This window comes from Psychrobacter coccoides, from assembly GCF_017498085.1.
Lineage (GTDB): Bacteria > Pseudomonadota > Gammaproteobacteria > Pseudomonadales > Moraxellaceae > Psychrobacter > Psychrobacter coccoides.
Genome location: NZ_JAGBKM010000050.1, coordinates 1 through 704 on the forward strand (window position 1 = coordinate 1; position 704 = coordinate 704).

Sequence of the window (704 nt, forward strand, 5' to 3'; positions counted from 1 at the left end):
TGTGCTTTGAGCATTTAAAACGTACCGGTACGTTTTTTAGTGCTTATGATCTAAGTGAGTATACCAAAGGTAGTGGTGAGTATTTAGGCTTGCACTCGCAAACTTTGCAAGCTATCAATGAGACTCACGCTAAATCACGTAAACAATTTAAAAAGGCCAAACTTAACTGGCGCAGCAACCGTCCTGATGCCAAGCGTAAATCACTAGGCTGGATACCTTTTAAAAAGTCTGCTATCAAGTATCTACATACCAGACAAACAGGCAAAAAGGCACTTAAATCAACCATTCAGCTATCGCTCTCTAAAGGTCGAAAGCTCATCATTGATGTATTCGATAGTTACAACCTAAGCCTGTATCAAATTAACACCTTAGAGATAGTACAAGACAGTCGTAATCGTTGGTATGCGTGTATCACCATTAAAGAATATCCCAAACAACCATGCGGCAAAGGTAGTGTTGGTATTGATTTAGGCTTAACAGAGTCTGCTACCACATCAAATGGTGACAAGCTAACCATTAAGCAAACGCAAAAATGGGCGACAAAACTCGCTGTTGCTCAAAGAGCCAAAAACAAAAAACGGGTTAAGGCCATTCATGCCAAGATTAAAGACACCCGCCAAGACTTGATTCATAAATTCACATCAAAGCTTGTTAAAGCCAACAACTTAATCGTTGTTGGGAAGATTAAATCAAACTCATTCACT

At 39.5% G+C, this 704-nt stretch carries 1 protein-coding gene; it reads left to right on the forward strand.

Annotation, left to right across the window (positions count from 1 at the left end; all coding sequences use genetic code 11):
• A partial coding sequence (locus tag J3492_RS13010; RefSeq protein ID WP_207992428.1) for an RNA-guided endonuclease TnpB family protein occupies positions 1-704 on the forward strand: 704 nt, incomplete at both ends.